Annotated in this window: 10 protein-coding genes; 6 read left to right on the top strand and 4 right to left on the bottom strand. The window is 59.1% G+C overall.

The annotated features are described in order from the left end of the window. The first annotated feature begins 82 nt into the window (after positions 1 to 82). The 3 genes from Q4481_RS03600 to Q4481_RS03590 all read left to right on the top strand — a co-directional run bounded on the left by Q4481_RS03600 (position 83) and on the right by Q4481_RS03590 (position 5,218). Positions 83 to 2,107: a hypothetical protein gene (locus Q4481_RS03600; protein WP_304374914.1), complete on the top strand. Its 2,025-nt coding sequence runs from the start codon at positions 83 to 85 to the stop codon at positions 2,105 to 2,107. A gap of 1,021 nt (positions 2,108 to 3,128) precedes the next feature. After that, on the top strand, positions 3,129 to 4,844 hold the full coding sequence (locus Q4481_RS03595) for a patatin-like phospholipase family protein (RefSeq protein WP_304374913.1): 1,716 nt from the start codon (positions 3,129 to 3,131) through the stop codon (positions 4,842 to 4,844). 50 nt (positions 4,845 to 4,894) lie between these two features. Then, positions 4,895 to 5,218 carry an MmcQ/YjbR family DNA-binding protein gene (locus tag Q4481_RS03590; RefSeq protein WP_304374912.1) on the top strand — a complete coding sequence of 108 codons (324 nt, stop codon included), beginning with the start codon at positions 4,895 to 4,897 and terminating at the stop codon, positions 5,216 to 5,218. Positions 5,219 to 5,222: 4 nt separating this feature from the next. On the opposite strand, the gene Q4481_RS03585 is transcribed toward Q4481_RS03590, so the two are convergent. The 3 genes from Q4481_RS03585 to Q4481_RS03575 all read right to left on the bottom strand — a co-directional run bounded on the left by Q4481_RS03585 (position 5,223) and on the right by Q4481_RS03575 (position 7,830). Then, positions 5,223 to 5,582: a carboxymuconolactone decarboxylase family protein gene (locus tag Q4481_RS03585; protein ID WP_304374911.1), complete on the bottom strand. Its 360-nt coding sequence runs from the start codon at positions 5,580 to 5,582 to the stop codon at positions 5,223 to 5,225. Between the two features lie 113 nt (positions 5,583 to 5,695). Then, entirely contained in the window at positions 5,696 to 6,760 is a 1,065-nt protein-coding gene (locus Q4481_RS03580) for a hypothetical protein (protein WP_304374910.1), read from the bottom strand. An 11-nt stretch (positions 6,761 to 6,771) separates the two neighbouring features. Then, the gene (locus tag Q4481_RS03575) at positions 6,772 to 7,830 is read right to left on the bottom strand and encodes a hypothetical protein (RefSeq protein WP_304374909.1); all 1,059 of its coding nucleotides are present in this window, start codon (positions 7,828 to 7,830) and stop codon (positions 6,772 to 6,774) included. A gap of 631 nt (positions 7,831 to 8,461) precedes the next feature. On the opposite strand from Q4481_RS03575, the gene Q4481_RS03570 reads away from it, so the two are divergent. Further along, on the top strand, positions 8,462 to 9,418 hold the full coding sequence (locus tag Q4481_RS03570; RefSeq protein ID WP_304374908.1) for a calcium-binding protein: 957 nt from the start codon (positions 8,462 to 8,464) through the stop codon (positions 9,416 to 9,418). A gap of 415 nt (positions 9,419 to 9,833) precedes the next feature. Here the strand turns inward: Q4481_RS03570 and Q4481_RS03565 are convergent, their stop codons facing one another. Then, positions 9,834 to 10,298, bottom strand: coding sequence for a YcgN family cysteine cluster protein (locus Q4481_RS03565; protein WP_304374907.1), 465 nt, complete (start codon positions 10,296 to 10,298; stop codon positions 9,834 to 9,836). A 90-nt stretch (positions 10,299 to 10,388) separates the two neighbouring features. On the opposite strand from Q4481_RS03565, the gene Q4481_RS03560 reads away from it, so the two are divergent. Both Q4481_RS03560 and Q4481_RS03555 read left to right on the top strand, forming a co-directional pair. Further along, complete coding sequence (locus Q4481_RS03560; protein ID WP_304374906.1) at positions 10,389 to 12,605, top strand: transglycosylase domain-containing protein; 2,217 nt, start codon at positions 10,389 to 10,391, stop codon at positions 12,603 to 12,605. A gap of 130 nt (positions 12,606 to 12,735) precedes the next feature. Beyond that, on the top strand, positions 12,736 to 13,368 hold the full coding sequence (locus Q4481_RS03555) for a LysE family translocator (protein WP_304374905.1): 633 nt from the start codon (positions 12,736 to 12,738) through the stop codon (positions 13,366 to 13,368). Positions 13,369 to 13,378 lie beyond the last annotated feature (10 nt).

Genomic DNA, 13,378 nt, shown 5'->3' with positions numbered 1-13,378 from the left:
CCCCCCCCCCCCCCCCCCCCCCCCCCCCCCCCCCCCCCCCCCCCCCCCCCCCCCCCCCCCCCCCCCCCCCCCCCCACAGACCATGCGCAAAATGTCTTCCATGCGAGTATTCTTGGTCTTTGCTGTGCTTGCGGCCACGTTAGCAAACCCAAGCAGCGTTGATGCTGGTTGGAATCCCTTGAAAGACATAAAGAGAGCCGCGAGTTCGGTCTTCCGTGGCGTGGGCAGTGTTCTTGGAGAAGGGCTATCTGCATTTGCAGGGCCAACCATCAACGACACGGCCAATGCTTTCCAGAGGGTCGCGGACGCTACAATCAAGAACGCCGAGATCGCCGGAAACAATCTCCTAACCAGAGCCGATATGCTGGCCCAAGAGCGCATCAAGCAGGTCTCAGCCGAGCTTTCCGTCAAGGTCGCAGAAGTCGATAAGGTTGTTCAGGAGCGCATAGCACAAATTGATGAAGTCTTATCTACAAAGCTCGGCTCGGCTGACATAATCGCTACTAGGCAAATAAATAATGCGGAGGTAGCCCTTAAGAGCGTCATACAATACGCCAGTATTGTGATACTACTCACTGCTGCCCTGGTGATCGTATTTTTCTTTGTTATGAAAACATGGAGGCCAGAAACGCCTTGGGCGAGGGTTGGCCCTAACTTGATCGCCGGTGTGTCGCTTGCAACCGTTTTCTCGACTATCGTTTTTGCGGGTTCAACATTTCTGGCGCCTCCATCTGAAGATAAAATTGAACAAATTCGAACACAGCTTGTAAAATCTTACAGCGACTCAATACAGTCAGGAGATCTCGACAGTGCGGTGTTCTTTGCCTCACAATACAGTTCGCTCGACGCCACCAATCTGGCGCCACGCTTCCTTGTCCAGTTTGCTGATCTTCAGCGGGATTTGCTAAAACGCAACGCCCTGTTCGTTGCAGATGACGCGGGCAGAGAACTATTCGCCAGGGTCAGTCAGCTCGCCAGAACGTGGGACAGCGTCTCAGATGAGAGCCTTCCTGAGAGACTTTCCTTTCTTCGATACGAGGTGCCCGCAACCGCGGCAATGATCGCTTGGCAAAATGCGCGGACCGTTAATGAGCAACAGGCTGCGGCATGCATGGCGAGCGCCGCGCTGTACGAAATGACTTCTCAACATAAGGACATCGGGAGTGCAGTCACGTTAGCATCTTCGTTTGTGTGGCTGTCCGCGAATTACGTGGACTGGATGTCCAAGAGCGACCCGACTTGGAGTGGAGAGGCTCCGGCTGCGGCTTGCGCCAATTTCCAGACGCAAGCGGAGTACGCCAACGACTGGTTGTCTGTATCGCTGAAGTCGGCATCGATCTTCATGAGCAAAATTGAAGACGCTCCGCCGGCGATCTACCAAGTGGTGCGCTATAACTCGGCAAGTACGGAATTTTACGCCTCTGTCAGCGCATCTTACTCTCTCGCCGCCGTCGCCGATGCACAATATAGGGCATACGCGGACGTTGCCCAACGTGACGCCGCGCTGCTCGTGCGGAACGAAGCCATATCAAAAATTAAAGAAGCATGGGGTGCTTACACAGAAGCACTACAACGCATTCCCGACCTGTCGCAGCGCGACATTCTGATGAGCACGACAGGCCTACCGTTGGGCATGGTTATTCGGGCAAAGAACATGGAAGGCGTCGAATGGGCCGTAGGCCAACCCGCAGTCGACCGTCGAGCATTCGGCTGGTCAGATATGAACGCTTGCATTGCTCAGATCGGAGAAATTCGGCCACTTTTTATCGAAAGGGCTTTTATCGCGGTATGCGTTAATCAGGAGGCCACAGATGGTAGCTTGCGGCAGTTTGAACAAAACCTTCAAGATGCGTTCGCAGCGGGCTCCTCTATACGCCCAAAACTGAAAGACCTCGTTGCGTCCTATCAGACTAACCCTGAAATGCTTTCTCTGGCCGGTAATCTACCAGCTTGCATCATAAACGACACAACAAGAAGCGGCATATATTCTGCTTGCTCCTCGGCAGCTAAGAAGACCCGCTTCATTGACTGGCTCGTAAGTCCCGACGTCGGTGGCATCACAGCCCCGGTCGATGCTGATATCTATCGCATTGCGATGGTAAGATAATGAGGTGGCATAATGTCCCTCTGACGGGCGGAGCGGCAATTGCGGTGCTGCTTTGCTTCTCGAGTGAAAGCCGTTCAGCCGACTACATTTGCAAAGACGTCGGAACAGATTGGCAATGGTTCGGCGATCACGTTGTGCTCTGGATTGACTATACTGTCATCGGAGTTCCGGGGCGGAGGTATGAGGTCGGCACCGGGGTTTCAATCAACGGGAAGCCTCGCGGGACAAAGAGAACTTACGAAGGAGAAGTATCTCTTATCGCATACGGTGCGGGCGCAATTCACGTTCGGCAAGTGGATGGTTCTAGTCCTTCGAAGATCTGTGTTACTTCCTCGGGCATGGGTACCATCACTCTGATGCGAGGAGAGTTTTGACTGGCCTGTAGCATCACAGGAGAATTTCACTGTGCTGGCCAAGGGCGGCCAAAAGCAGATCGGGCAGCCAGGGAATGCGAGTACATTAGCGGTGATAATCGGAAGATTGTTTGAATTTCGTTGTTGCGGTTCAGAGACTTACTTAGCTCTCATGGACGGACACCCCATCACTCGAATGATGGACACCTAAGATTTCTTGAATATGAGCAACAGATCAGTACGCGAGGGTGCGGGGAGCGATTGAAATTGACTAAAGATATCATCGGGACGAAGTTTGGCGGTGCGGTCGAATAACTCACTGAAATTTTGACATTGTCGCACTTCTGTCACGCCCACCATCCTTTTAACCCGTATTTTCAGAGATATGCAGCGGGCCGCGACCTCGTGGTCGGCTGTTGTTGCTTTTGATGCAGCAAGCAAATAGTCAACAGGAGATCGGGAACCCCAGGGAATGCAGCGGGTTCGGAAAACCGCGCGGCGTGGTCGTGCCGGTCCAATTGCAGTCTGTAATTTGCAAGTCGACCACGCTCATACAGGATGATGCGCCGGTGTCACCATCATGTACATTTCCCCCCCATTCAATCAAAGTTTAATGGTTCTGCCCTATAACCCTGCTGCCGGGGCGCTTGCGCCAAAGGGATGCGGCGATGGAGCGTGGGGAAAGCGTGTCGGTGGATCATCCGAAACTGGCGGTCTGTTTCAGCGGCGGCGGCTTCCGGGCCACCTTCTTCCATCTCGGCGTCATCCGGCATCTACGCAGCATCGACCGGCTCAGGGATGTGCGCTGCATCTTCTCCGTTTCCGGCGGCAGCATCACCGCCGCCCATCTCACGCAAAACTGGCATCTCTATAACGGCACGCCCGAACAGTTCGAACAGGCTGCCCGCGCGCTTGTCGAATTCGGCGGCCGGGATGTGCGCGGCCGCATCGTCCGCCGCCTGCCGATGACCTTCATCCGCGGGCTTTTCCCGCGCAAATTCGGGCGGATCTTCCGCACCTCGACCGATCTTTTGATCAAGGAATACAAGCGGCTGTTCGATAGTGCCCGCTTCAGCGACCTCTATCGCGATGAAGCCTCCGCCCCGCCCTGCGACCTGCATGTGCTGTCGACGCGGATGGATGATGGTCGCCGCTGCGTGATGGATCGCAAGGGCGCCTCGCTCGGGCCCTCGACGATGCTCGAAGGCGATCTCGATCTCAGTTTCGCGGTTGCCTGTTCCTCGGCCTTTCCGCCGATGTTTTCGCCGCTCCTGATCGATAAAGCCGAGTTTCCGCAGCTCGGCGAAACCGTCTATGCCGTCACCGATGGCGGCATTGTTGACAATCTCGGCTTCGAATCCGCCTCGATCGCGCTCGCGGAAGCCTATGACGATGTTGCCGAAGTGATCGTCTCGGATGCGTCCGGCCCGCTGAAGGAGCGCACGAACCGCACTTTCTGGTGGTTCTTTGCCCGGCTGACCCGCGTCACCGATATTCTGATGAACACGATTTCCACCGCCCGCAACGAGAAGATCGCGGTCGGCGATGGTTCGCGCAAGATCAGCCATCTGTCGATCCAGGACCGGTTCGATGCCGGGCCCGGGCTTGATCTTCCCGCCGTCGTGCAGAAATCCGTGCCCTATATCCGCACCGATCTCGATCTTTTCAGCCATGACGAAATCCTGGCGCTGCAGTGCCATGGATGCGGCGTGGCGGCGCGTCATGCGGTCGGCCAGACCGGAATCGCGCCCAACACCGCCGATCCCGCCTTCTATCCGGTCTGGGTGCCGGAGGCGAAGAGCGATGCGAAGGCCCTCAAGGGGTCCGAACGGCTGAAGCGGCGGCTCTTTGCCTGGCGGGACTGGGCGGGTTATCCGCCAGCGGCGATCGCTCTGATTTTGCTGCTTTATATCACGCTCGGCCCGGTCGCCATCGCCTATATCATCCGCGATGTCGAACAGACGGCGGCCCTATCCGCCGATGATGTCGCGGCCTGGTACCACAAGGCCCACAATGAGGGGGAAGTCTTGCGGGCGCGGCTGGCGAAGGCCGAAGCCATGCTTGCATCGCAGGCCAAGGCGCTCAACGTCGCCACCTGCCCGCCGTCCACTGCAGTCGAGCGCTACGCGGTCTCGGTGGAGCGGAGCGGCCAGTCGGAATGGCAACCGGAAGCCTCGAGCCAGCCGGCCTTCTGCCACCAGTTCGTCGAGACGCTGCGCGCGTCCGAACCGCCCGGCTCCGTCTTCAGGATCGCGGGGAGTTCGGAAGAGCGGCAGGATTCCTGCCTCCCCTTCCGCTGCATCGAACATCGTTATGCCTGCACTGTCACGGTGCTGCGCGAGCCGATCGCGCAGCCATCGAACGAGACGGCCTGCGCGCGCTGAGCCCTTCCCTCGCCCGCGCCGATCTGGCAGATTGCTGGTCTGGAGGAGCGATGACAAACGATGCGTTCGTGGCTTTGGCGCTTGCGGTGGATGGGGCTGTGCAAGCCTCCCATTTCGGCAAGCGCGATTTCCGCATCGGCAAGCGCATCTTTGCCAGCCTGCCGGAGGATGGGCGGGCCGTTCTCAATTTCACGCCAGACCGGCAGGCGATGCTGTGCGAACTGGAGCCAGCCTGTTTTGTGCCGCTGCCCAATGCCTGGGGCGCCAAGGGCTGGACGAGCCTGTTTTTTGCCGATTGCCCCGCGGATGTGGTTGCCAGCGCTCTGGCGCAGGCAGCCGAAGGCGTGCGCAAGGGCACGCCCAAACGCCGGTAGCCGTTCAACTGGCCGGCTTTTCGGCTTCCGAATATTGCTCGAAGGCTTCCAGCGCATCGGCGGCATACATCAGGCTCGGGCCGCCGCCCATATAGACGGTCATGCCCAGCACTTCCTCGAACTCCTCGCGCGTGCAGCCGAGCTTCACCAGCGCTTCGGCATGAAAGCCGATGCAGCCATCGCATCGGGTGGCTACGCCGATCGCCAAGGCAATCATTTCCTTGGTCTTTTTCGACAGGACCCCGTCCTTGCCGGCATTGGATGCCAAGGCCGAAAAGCCCTGCATGGTTTCGGGAATGTCCTTGCGCAGCTTGCGGATATTGTTGGAAATACGCTTGGTGATTTCGGGATAGTTCTTCGACATCGCTCTCTCCGGAAAATGGATAGTGTTTTCGCTATTCATTTGCGGGATTTCGCCGGACCGATCCTTGCGCTGGATCAATTAGAGCAAGAAAGGTCAGATCCGACCGAGAATGTTTAGGTCCGCCCGAGAAGCGGCGTCAGATCGTCCTCGTCGCGATAGTAGGAGGCGGTCGATAGGATCTGTGCCCGCACCGCATCCGGCAAGGCAGCGCCTCGCCCGGCAACGCCGCGGTTGAGCCGCTTGGCGCGACCATCGCTTTTATCCTCGAAGGCAGCCACCAGCCGGTCGCGGGCGTCCGCATCGAGCCCGAGATGGTTGGCCATCCGTTCGGCCAGCGCCTGTTTGTCTCCGAGAAAATCCGCCTCATAGGAGACGAACAGCGGCGACACCTCGCCATTGCGGGCGCATTTGCGCCAGGAAAGGTAGAATTGCACAAGCCAGGGCACATGCCGTTGTGCCAGCATCAGGAGCCGGTCGGCGGGATCGCGGCGCTCGTAATCACCCGGCATGCCATCTGTGAAATAGCCGTGCTGGCTTGAGCCCGGTCGCGAGCGCCAGTCGATCAGCATATCGTCCATCGAGACGATCGTGTCGAAGATGTTGCGATGGCTGACGATGGTGGAGAGCCGATAGGTGGAGAGAAGCCGCGCAAGATAGGGCGTGGCACGGCAATGGTGCTGGGCCACATAGGGCCTGCCATTGAGACCGGCACGCATGAGGGCCAGTTCATCGGGCTCCTGCTCCACGAGCCCGGAACCATGCACAGCCGCCGAAGCCCAGTCGAAGGTGGCGGCAAACAGGCAGGCGGAGTTGAGACCGAGTGCCTGTGTGAGTGCTGTCTGCAGGAAGGTGGAGGCCGATTTCGGCGCGCAGGCAAGCAGGATCTTCGGACCGGCCATCGTGCGCGCGGTCTGCTTGGCCCGCATCAGATAGTGCGCCAATTGCTCGCTGCTGAGCGACAGTGCGCCGACGGTGGCACCATCGACATTGGGAACGAAGAAGGGATTGGCCCAGGCAAGCGCCGAAGCCACTTTCAGCCCTTGCGAGGCCGGAAACTGGCCGATGAACGCATTGCCTTTTGCAATCAGTTCGTTGGCATCGGTGGCGCGCGACATCCAGGCCATCATCGGACGAACAAGATCTCCGTCCGACCCCTTCTGTGCAGGCGCCTCCGTCATCGAACCGACCGTCAGAGACCGATCAGCGCCGAGATATCCTCTTCCTCGCGATAGAAGAGCGCGATGGAGAGAACCTGTTCGCGCACGCGGGCGGGAAGATCGGCACCCCGGCCGGCGACACCCTTGTTGAGGCGCTTGGAACCGGCATCGGTCTTGTCGGCAAAGGCCTGGGCGATGCGGGTGGGATCCGCCTTTTCGGCACCGAGGAAGGTCGAGACGCGTTCGGCAAGCACGGCCTTGTCGCTGAGGAAATCCTCATCGTAGGAGACGAACAGCGGCTTGATGAGGCCGGCCCGCTCGCATTTGCGCCAGGAAATGTAGAACTGCACCAGCCAGGGCGTGTGGCGCTGGGCGAGGATCATCAGACGATCGGCACGGTCGAGCGTCGCGAAATTGGCCGGCATGCCATCGTTGAAATAGTGGCCGTCATTGCCGGGACCATTGTTGCGCCAGCCCATCAGCATGTCATCCATCGAAACGAGCGTATCGAAGATGTTGCGATAGGTGACGATCGGCCGGACATTGTAGAAATCGAGCAGCCGCGCCATGTAGGGCGAGCAGCGCGCATGCAGCTGCGAGACATAGCCGCGTCCATTGATGCCGTTGCGGATCAGCGCCAGTTCGTCAGGCTCCTGCTCCATCAGGTTGGCGCCCAGCATGGAAGCCGAATAGGCATTGGTGGTGGCAGTGAAAAGGCCTGCGGCCGGCAGGTTGAGCGCCTTTTGCAGCGCATCCTGAATGAAAGTGGAGGCCGATTTCGGCGCGCAGGCAACAAGCACGTTGAGCTGGCTGGAACGGCTGGCCATGAGCTTCACGCGCATCATCACTTCGGCGAAGATTTCGAGTGACACGGTCAGCTGCTTGGCGTTTTCCGCCGGAATATCGGGCAGGAAGAACGGGTTCGACCAGCTCATGAAGGAGGAAAGTTCAAGACCGCGCTGCGGCGGGAACTTGTAGAGAAATTCGTGGCACATGTCGTGCAGCGCCTTGGGATCCGACATGGTCGCAATCCGCCGCAGAAACGGCCCGATTTCAGCATCCGGATTGTCCACCATTGCAAGATTGCTCATCAGTCGCTCCACTTCCCTACGTTATCCTTTGTCAAACGTTAGAGCGCCAAACTTTCGCGAGACTGGCGATGGGTAGCCGTGAAATCCTACCAGCCTCTGACCTCAGATTGATGGAGAGCAAGCAACACTTTCGATTTCCGGCCCACTTTTTCGACGGAACGGAATCAGATTTACTTGTTCCAATAGTCGCAATTGGCGCGCTAGCGCCGCACCAAAGTAGAAAGAGATCGAAATGGCGTGGAAATTCATAGGGCAAACCGAAACGCTTTCTGAAATCGGCAGAACCGATTTGGAGAAAGCCTCCTCAAATGTTCTCAACTATGGCTTCAACGCCGATACAGGCGACTTTGTTATCCGTCGCGGCTCCGGCCTGAACAACACATTGATGTTCAATATCAACCTCTATGAAGACAACGAACTGACATGGAAATACTATGTCGGCGCGGAGAATGTCGATGAAGTGAAGGCCCTGCGAAACTTCGGTCGCGAAAATATCGGCAAAGGCTACTATATTTTTACCGACTCTTACGATCCAAATGATAAGGAAATAGCGATCAGGGATATGCGGGTCATATCAAATAGCAATCCGTACGGAACCAGCGCATACAGTAAAGATATATTCGAGAAAATTATGGAATATTACGACGGAAGCGGCTTTTCATACGATGACAAGGACCAGATTCTTTATGGTGACAATACATTTTCTACACATACAGAAAATCGTTATTACGTTGATGTCATGATCGGCGCCAAGGGCAACGACACGATCATATCGCTCTTGGGCGACGACAAGGCCTATGGCGACAGCGGCGACGACCAGATCTATGGCGGTTACGGCAATGACAGCCTGTTCGGCGACAATGGCGACGACGAGCTTTACGGCGAACAGAACAACGACATTCTGCGCGGCGGTGACGGCAACGACCTGCTCGATGGCGGGCTGGGCGCCGACACGATGATCGGCGGCGCCGGGGATGATGTCTATTATGTCGACAACCGTCGCGACGTGATCATCGATCAGGGCAAGGCAAGCGATATCGACACCGTGCTCATTCCGGTCTTTCTCAACTACACGCTGCCGACCAATGTCGAGGATGCGATGCTCGAAGGCACCGACGACAGCAATCTCGACGGCAACAAGCTCGGTAACGAGCTTGAAGGCAATGACGGCGACAATTCGCTCGAGGGCCTGGGCGGCAATGACGAACTGACGGGCGGTACCGGCGACGATGTCATCGAGGGCGGCCAGGGCAAGGATATTCTCGAGGGCGGTTCGGGTGACGATACGTTCGTCTTTGCCGAACGACCGGTGGGCGACAATGTCGACCGGATCGAGGATTTCGTCGGCGTCGATGATACGATCACGCTTGAGAAGGATATTTTCGCCTCGCTCGGCAAGGGCCATCTACAGGTTTCAGCCTTCACCCTCGGCAGCCACGCCGAGGATGGGTCCGATCGCATCATTTTCGATCCGAACACGGGTAAACTCTATTATGATCGCGACGGGACCGGCTCGGCCGATGCGGTGCTGATCGCCATCGTCGAGACCCCGGATGCACTGAAAGCCTCCGATTTCATGATCGTCTGAACCGGCGGCCGCGGGTTTTAAAAGCAAGCCAACCGAGCGGTGGCTTGCATCAGGCACAGGGTTGACTGACGTGCTGTATGGCGGTGAGAGCCCGCGATGCAAGAGCCCCCGCTGCTCTTCAACAAGTGGCACCTACCGCAAGGGGGCCGGCTGAAGAATGCCCCCTCTTCTCCCCAGCGGGGAGAAGGTGGCGCGCAAGCGCCGGATGAGGGGGATTATTCCGAAATATCAGCTGGATACGAGGGCTTTGCGCGCCCCTCATCTATCCTTCGGACATCTTCTCCCCGCGGGGGAGAAGAGCCTGCGAGCACATGCCACAGCTGAACCTGCCCCTCGTTATAAGGCAGCCTACCGAGCATGGCCCACGAAGGCGCCGGTTGCGGCGCGTAGCTTAAGTCGACAGCGCTCCTCCCCCTCACCGCTTGCCCTGATATTCCTCGCCGGGCCAGGCCACTTCATGCTCTTCGTAATCGTCCCAGGCGACATCGTTTTCGCTGACGGTGCGGCCACGAACGGAGATGCCGGCCTGATGGACTGTGTCGGGATCGCCGGAAATCAGCGGATGCCACCAGTAGAGGTCGCGGCCCTCTTTCACGAGCCGGTAGCCGCAGGTGGGCGGCAGCCAGCTCAGCGTTTCCACCTCTTCCACCGTCAGGCGAATGCAATCGGGCACTTCCTTCTGGCGGTTGGCATAATCGGAGCAGCGACAGCTTATGGGATCGAGCATCTTGCAGCGGATATCGGTCCAGACGATCTCGCCGGTATCCTCATACTCGATCTTGTTGAGACAGCAGCGGCCGCAGCCGTCGCACAGGCTCTCCCATTCGGAATCCGTCATCTCGCGAAGGCCCTTGGCCTTCCAGAAAGGGGTCTCGTCCATTTTTCGCTTTCACCGGTTTGAACGCGGCTCATACTGGGTTATGACAAAAAGGAGAAGAACTAACTTGGAACCGAACTCCGGGAACAGACCATGAGCGATGCTCCTTCCGGCAACGAGACGCCCGAACGCGACGAGACGGCCGAGACCCCGGCGCGCAAGCCGCGGCTGAAGCGGCATTTCTTCCTGCGCCTCGATGCGCTGATCGATTCCACCCTCTGGAATGCCGGCTTCCGCTTCATGGACTGGTGGGAGGATGTGACGATCTTCTTCCGCCGCTTCCGCGTCAAGGGCTGGAAGCGCATTCCGGTCGAACTCGCCAACGAGGCTCTGACCTGGGGCACTGTGGGGCTTGTGGCAATGCTGGCGCTGGCCAAGCCTGCCTTCGAGATCGCCAAGAGCGACTGGCGCAAGAAGCAGGATTTCGCCGTCACCTTTCTGGATCGCTACGGCCAGGTCATCGGCCATCGCGGCATCATCCATGAGGATTCGGTGCCGATCGACCAGTTGCCGGACCATCTGGTCAAAGCGGTGCTGGCCACCGAAGACCGCCGCTTCTTCGAGCATTTCGGCATCGATTTTCTCGGCCTGATGCGCGCCATGACCGAAAATGCCCGCGCCGGCGGCGTCGTGCAGGGCGGCTCGACACTGACCCAGCAGCTGGCGAAGAACCTCTTCCTCTCCAACGAGCGCACCTTCGACCGCAAGATCAAGGAAGCCTTCCTGTCGCTGTGGCTCGAGGCCAATTTCACCAAGAAGGAAATCCTGTCGCTCTATCTCGACCGCGCCTATATGGGCGGCGGCACATTCGGCGCGGCGGCGGCGGCGCGCTTCTATTTCGGCAAGGAAATCACCGATCTGACGGTGGCCGAAAGCGCCATGCTGGCCGGGCTTTTCAAGGCGCCGGCCAAATATGCGCCGCATGTCAACCTGCCGGCCGCGCGTGCGCGCGCCAACGAAGTTCTGACCAACCTCGTCCAAGGCAAGCTGATGACCGAGGGCGAAGTGCTGGAAGCGCGGCGGCACCCCGCCACCGTGGTCGACCGCAACATGCGCGAGGCGCCGGATTTCTTCCTCGACTGGGCCTATGACGAAACGCTGAAGATTGCCCGCAATTTCCCCGAACATTCGCTGGTGGTGCGCACGACGCTCGACATGGGCCTGCAGCATGCCGCCGAACAGGCAGTGGAAACCGGTCTCCGGCAATATGGCGAGGCCTATCGGGTCAAGCAGGGCGCGCTGGTGATGATCGAACATGGCGGCGCGGTGCGCGCCATGGTCGGCGGTCGCGATTACGGCGAGACCCAGTTCAACCGCGCCACCAAGGCTCTGCGGCAGCCGGGCTCGTCCTTCAAGGTCTATACCTATGCGCTCGCGATGGAAAAGGGCCTGACGCCGACCTCGATCGTAGTCGACGGGCCGGTGAGCTGGCGGGGCTGGTCGCCGCAGAATTATGGCCGTTCCTATGCGGGGGCCATGACGGTGACGATGGCGATCGCCAAGTCGATCAACTCCATTCCGGTCAAGCTCGCCAAGGATCTGATCGGCACCGAGGCGATCTCCAAGGTGGCGCGCGACATGGGCGTCGAGACGCCGATCCGCACCGACAAGACCATTCCGCTCGGCACATCCGAAATGACGGTGATGGACCAGGCGACGGCTTACGCGGTGTTTCCGGCCGAAGGCATGCAATCGCGCCGGCATGGCATCACCCAGATCATGGATTACGACGGCAAGGTTCTCTACGATTTCGAGCGTGACGCGCCGCCCGCCAAACGGGTGCTGACCAAGCAGGCCGCCGATTACATGAACCAGATGCTGAGCCAGATCCCCTATATCGGCACCGCCCGCAAGGCGGCACTCGACAATGGCATCCTCACCGCCGGCAAGACCGGCACCACGCAGGCCTATCGCGATGCCTGGTTCGTCGGTTTTACCGGCAATTACACGACCGCAGTCTGGTTCGGCAACGACGACTATACTTCCACCAACAATATGACGGGCGGTTCGCTGCCGGCCATGACCTGGAAGCTGCTCAACGACTATGCCCATCAGGGCATCGAGCTCAGGCCCATTCCGGGCGTGGAAAACCCGCTGCCGCAGCCGCAGACCGAGGAAGAGATCGCCGCCGCCAAGGAAAAGGCCAAGCAGGCGGAAGAAGCGGCCGGCCTGCCGAAATTCGTCCGTCCCCGCATGCTGAATGCCGCCACCACCCGTCTGATCCGCGAGATCGGCGACAAGCTCAAATCCGCGCCACCGCTGAAGAGCGACGGCAAGGTGGCGAGCGTGGCCGATCAGATGGTGCGGTAGAGAAGAGGCTGGGTCTCGACAGGCTTGCCCTCTTCTGCCCCGGGCGGCAATGACATAATGCCTCGTAGTCAAGGTGCTGGCTGAAACAACTACGTGTCCATCGGGCACGCCCCTCGAGAAAGATCGCCAGATGCCGACGCCCGATATCCTGCTTGCCTTTGTTGTGACCACCGCGCTCTTCGCCTTCATCCCGGGACCGGCGATGTTCTATGCCGCTGCACGTACATTGGCGGGCGGTCGGCGCGCCGGGTTCATGGCGGTTCTCGGCATCAATCTCGGCGCCTATGTGCATGTCATCGCCGCCGCCGCGGGGTTGACCGCTCTCTTTCATGCCATCCCGGTGGCCTACACGATCGTCAAGCTCTGCGGCGCTTTCTATCTGATCTGGCTCGGCATTTCCCTGTTCCGCAGCCGGGAGACCAGCACAGATGCTTCCATCGACGCATCGCCGCGATCGTCGAAAAGGGCCTTCATCGAAAGCGTGGCTGTCGAGGTGCTCAATCCAAAGACCGCGATCTTCTTTCTGGCCTTCCTGCCCCAGTTCGTCGATGCCAATGCCAGCCTGCCTCTCTGGGCGCAGTTCGCCATTCTTGGAGCAATCGTCAACAGCATCTTCACCCTGGCCGACATCGTCTGCGTGCTGCTGGCCGGGCTCATCGTCAAGAGAGTGAAGCAATCGAGCCGGATGCAACGGCTGATCCAGCGCGTGGGCGGCACCATTCTCGTGGGGCTGGGCCTGCATGTGGCGCTGCAGCGGAGCTGACGCCGTAACA

The sequence above is a fragment of the Fluviirhizobium alvei genome, assembly GCF_030551875.1.
Classification (GTDB): Bacteria; Pseudomonadota; Alphaproteobacteria; order Rhizobiales; family Rhizobiaceae; genus Rhizobium_E; species Rhizobium_E alvei.
The sequence above is the reverse complement of the archived record's forward strand: the minus strand, read 5'-3'. Positions and strand labels throughout refer to the sequence as shown.

Excerpts from the sequence above, each read along its gene's own strand:
- Q4481_RS03585 (WP_304374911.1), bottom strand. The coding sequence starts at position 5,582 with ATGTCGAAGAACTATCCCGAAATCACCAAGCGTATTTCCAACAATATC.
- Q4481_RS03565 (WP_304374907.1), bottom strand. The coding sequence starts at position 10,298 with ATGGACGAGACCCCTTTCTGGAAGGCCAAGGGCCTTCGCGAGATGACG.
- Q4481_RS03590 (WP_304374912.1), top strand. The coding sequence starts at position 4,895 with ATGACAAACGATGCGTTCGTGGCTTTGGCGCTTGCGGTGGATGGGGCT.
- Q4481_RS03580 (WP_304374910.1), bottom strand. The coding sequence starts at position 6,760 with ATGACGGAGGCGCCTGCACAGAAGGGGTCGGACGGAGATCTTGTTCGT.
- Q4481_RS03595 (WP_304374913.1), top strand. The coding sequence starts at position 3,129 with ATGGAGCGTGGGGAAAGCGTGTCGGTGGATCATCCGAAACTGGCGGTC.
- Q4481_RS03600 (WP_304374914.1), top strand. The coding sequence starts at position 83 with ATGCGCAAAATGTCTTCCATGCGAGTATTCTTGGTCTTTGCTGTGCTT.
- Q4481_RS03560 (WP_304374906.1), top strand. The coding sequence starts at position 10,389 with ATGAGCGATGCTCCTTCCGGCAACGAGACGCCCGAACGCGACGAGACG.
- Q4481_RS03570 (WP_304374908.1), top strand. The coding sequence starts at position 8,462 with ATGGAATATTACGACGGAAGCGGCTTTTCATACGATGACAAGGACCAG.
- Q4481_RS03555 (WP_304374905.1), top strand. The coding sequence starts at position 12,736 with ATGCCGACGCCCGATATCCTGCTTGCCTTTGTTGTGACCACCGCGCTC.
- Q4481_RS03575 (WP_304374909.1), bottom strand. The coding sequence starts at position 7,830 with ATGAGCAATCTTGCAATGGTGGACAATCCGGATGCTGAAATCGGGCCG.